3 protein-coding genes are annotated in these 4377 nt (G+C 71.9%); 1 reads left to right on the plus strand and 2 read right to left on the minus strand.

The features are described from left to right. The coding region (locus tag ACOJVU_RS16290; protein WP_421530713.1) for a PecA family PE domain-processing aspartic protease at nt 1–2549 on the plus strand (2549 nt) is incomplete at its 5' end. 15 nt (nt 2550–2564) lie between these two features. Here the strand turns inward: ACOJVU_RS16290 and ACOJVU_RS16295 are convergent. Further along, nucleotides 2565–4112 carry an acetolactate synthase large subunit gene (locus ACOJVU_RS16295; RefSeq protein ID WP_421530714.1) on the minus strand — a complete coding sequence of 516 codons (1548 nt, stop codon included), beginning with the start codon at nt 4110–4112 and terminating at the stop codon, nt 2565–2567. Then, nucleotides 4109–4377 (minus strand): amidohydrolase family protein (locus ACOJVU_RS16300; RefSeq protein ID WP_421530715.1); only part of this gene is annotated, 269 nt, incomplete at its 5' end. The genes ACOJVU_RS16300 and ACOJVU_RS16295, both read right to left, overlap by 4 nt.

The raw sequence follows: 4377 nt of genomic DNA on the forward strand, positions 1-4377 counted from the left end.
CCGGGTCCGGTGGCGGCGGTCACCAGGGAGCCGGCGGGCAAGGCGGCGACGGCGGACAGGGCGGCACCGGCGGACAGGGCGGTACCGGAACCGATGGCTCGCAAGGGGTGGCCGGCGGCGCCGGAGGCCAAGGCGGCACCGGAGGCCCCGGCGGAGCGGCCGGACACGGCGGCACCGGCTCGACCACCGGGGCCGCGGGCACCCCCGGGACCGGCGGGAGCGGTGGATCTGGTGGCACAGGTGGCCAAGGCGGCCAAGGGGCGGTCGGCGGCGACGGCGGCCAAGGCGGTGCCGGCGGCGACGGCGGTTCTAACACCGGCGTGTCCAGCACCACCACGAGCATCACCACCAGCATCAATGGCGGTACCGGCGGCCAAGGCGGCGCGGGTGGTACCGGCGGCGGCGGGGGGGACGGCGGTAGCTCGGCCAACGGCGCCGCCGCCGGCAATGGCGGCAATGGCGGCAACGGCGGCAACGGCGGCGCGCCCGTGGGCAGCGGCAACGGCGGTAACGGCGGCGCCGGGGGCAATGCCGGCGCCGGCGGCACGGGTGGAAACCCTGGCACCGGCGCCACCGCCGGCGGCAGCGGCGGCAGCGGCGGCGCCGGCGGCGCCGGCGGCGAAGGCCGTACTGGGGGCGCGGGCATCACCAGCGGCGGCGGCAACGGCGGCAGCGGCGGCAACGGCGGCAACGGCGGTGCCGGGGGAGAATCGGGCGAAAGTACCAGCGTGACAACCGCCGAAGACAACAATGTCTACTTCGGTAGCGGTGGCGCCGGTGGCGCCGGCGGTAGCGGCGGGGCCGGCGGCCGCGGAGACAACGGCGCGGCCGGTGACAACCCCGGTTTCGACGGCGGGAGTGGTGGCACGGGCGGCCAAGGCGGCCAAGGTGGCGCGGCTGCGCAAAAACTGACGTCCTCCGAGCACGGCTATTTCGGGTCCAACGGCAACGGCGGTTCGGGCGGTAGTGGTGGCGCCGGCGGCAACGGCGGCACCGGCGGCACCGGCACCACCGGAGGCGGTGGCACCGGCGGTAGCGGCGGCAATGGGGGCACGGCCGGCGATGGCGGCGCCCCCGGCAATGGCAACGAATCGGCGCCCGGTAGCGAAGGACTGCCCGTCGGCACCGGGGGGAGCGGCGGTACTGGCGGCGCGGCCGGGTCCGGTGGCAACGGCGGGCAGGGCAGCAGCGGTTTCAATGGCGGCACCGGGGGCGACGGCGGCCAGGGAGGGGGCGGCGGAAGCGGCGGCGACGGCAACGGCGACTACAACGCCCAGGGTGACAACGGAGGCAATGCAGGCGTCGGTGGCGACGGCGGAGCCGGCGGTTACGGCGGGACAGGTGGAGTGGGTGCTGACGGCGGCAGCGGGGGCAACGCCGGCCAAGGGGGCGACGGTGGAAATGGCGGCGACGGCGGCACCGCCCAATTGGCCGGCTCCGGCGTTAACGGCGGTTCCGGCGGCAACGGCGCAAGCGGCGGCAACGCCGGCGTGGTCGGTGCCGGTGGCGCGGCCGGCAGCGGCGGCAACGCCGGCAACGCCGGCCAGGGAAGCGACGGCGGCAACGGCGGCAACGGGGGCTCTGGCGGCAGCGGCGGCATGGTCGGCACGCCCGGTATCAACGGATCCGGCGGCACCGGCGGGGCCGGCAGCGGCCCCGCCGGTGTGGCCGGCAGTGCCGGAACCCCAACTTCGGAAAACGCAGATCTCGCGCTGACGCTTTCCCCGAATGGCCCTTACCCGATCGTTTACGTCTCCATAAACGGGGGGACGCCGGTGCCCGTGCTGGTTGACACCGGATCCACCGGTCTTGTCATCGAAGGGCAGTACGTTCCAACGACAAACCTCGGCTCCTCGGTCTATTCGGGTTCGGTCGGTTACTCCGGGCCTGACGCGTCGACGACGGTCAGCTACACCACCTATGACACGACGGCGGGTTTCGAAACCACTGGAGGGGCTGAACTGACGACCGCGCCGACCGCCGTTGACGTTCTCACCGGCAGCAACCAAACGGCTTTCCAAAACTATTGGAGTGGCGCCGGAGTAGTCGGCGTCTTGGGCATTGGGCCAAATGACGGCTACCCGGGCACCAGCACGGTGATCCCCGCGTTGCCGGGCACCCTCGATCAGGGTGTGCTGTTCAACCAGCCCCAGGGCGAGCTGGTACTCGGCCCCAACCCTCTACCCAGCGGGGTCACCGTTACCGGAGTGCCGACCGCTTCCAACCTGGACGTGCAGGTCACACCCCCCGGGTACGGCACGACGTCGACGGTCACTCCTTCCCTGTACATCGATTCCGGTGATGCTTACGGATCCATCCCGGCATCCCTGCTCGGGACCGGTCAGACTTCCGGGACCGTGCCGGTGGGCACAGTCGTTTCGGTCCACACCAGCAGCGGTCAGCTGCTGTACTCCTACACGACGACCGCGACGAACGCCCTGACGGTCGGAGGTACCGTGATGAACACCGGGAATACCCCATTCGAGCTGGGACCGGTGTACATCGCGGAAAGCCCCAGCGGTCTCGGGACGACGACCTTCGACACCTGAACAGTTACTTTCGGGCTAGCCCATGAGCGAGGGCACCACGGCGTCGATGAGGTGCGGACCCGCCTCGTCGAGTCCCCACCGCAGGGCGTCAGCGAACTCCTCGGCGGTGGTGGCGCGGCGCGCAGGCACTCCCATACCCTCGGCGATCTTCACGAAATCGATTGTGGGGCGGCTCAAGTCGAGTAGGTCGCGCGCCTTGGGGCCGGGCGCCGAACCGGCGCCGACGCGCTGCAACTCGACCCGCAGGATGTCGTAGGCGCTGTTGTCGTAGAGCACGGTGGTCACGTTGAGGTTCTCTCGCGCCTGGGTCCACAAGCCCGAGATCGTGTACATCGCCGAGCCGTCGGATTCCAAGCACAACACCCGGCGGTCCGGGGCGGCCACCGCGGCGCCCACCGCGGCCGGGATTCCGTAGCCGATCGCCCCGCCGGTCAGCGTCAGCCAGTCGTGGGCCGGAGACCCCGCGGTGGCCTGCGGCAGTGACAGGCCGGACGTGTTCGACTCGTCGACGACGATCGCGCCTTCCGGCATCAGTGCCCCGATCGCCTGGGCCACCGACGCTGACGTCAACGCACCTGTCGGCAACTGGGGGCGCACGGCGGCCGCTAGCAGTGCCTCCGTCCCGGGCGCCACTTCGTCGGCCAACTCTGAAAGCGCGTCGGCCGCGCCGCTATACCCGGCCAGCGTGTGCACCCGACAGCCGGCCGGCACCAGGTCACTCGGGGTGTCCGGGTAGGCGAAGAACGACACCGGTGACTTCGCGCCGGCCAGCACGAGGTGTTCCGCGCCGTCGAGCTGGGCCGTGGCGGCTTCGGCGAAGTAGGCCAGCCGCTCGACGGCCGGCACGCCCGCGCCGCGCTCCAGCCGCGTCGGGAACGTCTCGCACAGCAGCCGTGCCCCGGTCGCCTGGGCGATCCGCGCGGCCGCGGTCAAACCCCGGCTACGGGTGGCATCCCCCCCGACCATCAGCACCACCGGCTCCCCGGAGCGCAGCACGTCGAGCACCTCGGACGGCAGCGCCGGGGCGGCCTGAGCGCGCGCGGACACCGGCGCGGCGGGTTGCGCACCGTCGGTCCAGGAAACGTCGGCGGGCAGGATCAGCGTCGATATGAGCGAGCCGCCGCGGCTGGCGGCGATCGCTTCGGCGGCATCGGCCCCGACGGCGGCGGCCTCGGCCGTCCTGCGCATCCATCCCGAGACGGTGCCCGCGACCGCGTCGATGTCTGATTCCAGTGGCGCGTCGTACTTCTTGTGATAGGTGGCGTGGTCGCCGACGACCACCACCATCGGCACGCGGGCCCGGCGCGCGTTGTGCAGGTTGGCCAGGCCGTTGCCCAGGCCGGGGCCCAGGTGCAGCAGCACGGCGGCCGGCCGATCGGCGATGCGGGCGTACCCGTCGGCCGCCCCGGTGGCCACGCCTTCGAAGAGCGTCAGCACGCCGCGCATCCGCGCAACGGTGTCCAGGGCGGCCACGAAATGCATCTCCGAGGTACCCGGGTTGGCGAAGCACACGTCGACACCGCCGTCGACCAGGGTGTTGATCAGGGCCTGGGCACCGTTCACGGGTTTGCCTCCAGTCTGAAGACGCGCTCGGCGTTGCCACGCAGAAAGTCGCGGCGTCCGTCGTCGCTGAGCCCGAGCTCGTCGAGCCCCGCCAGCGCGTGCGCGGGCGTGATCATCGGATAGTTGCTGCCGAACAAGACTTTACGTTGTCCGGTACCGGTTCTCATAAACCTGACGAGCTCGTCGGGCAACCGTGCGATGGTGTAGGCCGAGGTGTCGATGTAGACGTTCTCGTGCTTGCGGGCGACGGCCACCATCTCCTCGG

Origin of the sequence: Mycobacterium sp. THU-M104 (assembly GCF_049197365.1) — a bacterium.
Lineage (GTDB): Bacteria > Actinomycetota > Actinomycetes > Mycobacteriales > Mycobacteriaceae > Mycobacterium.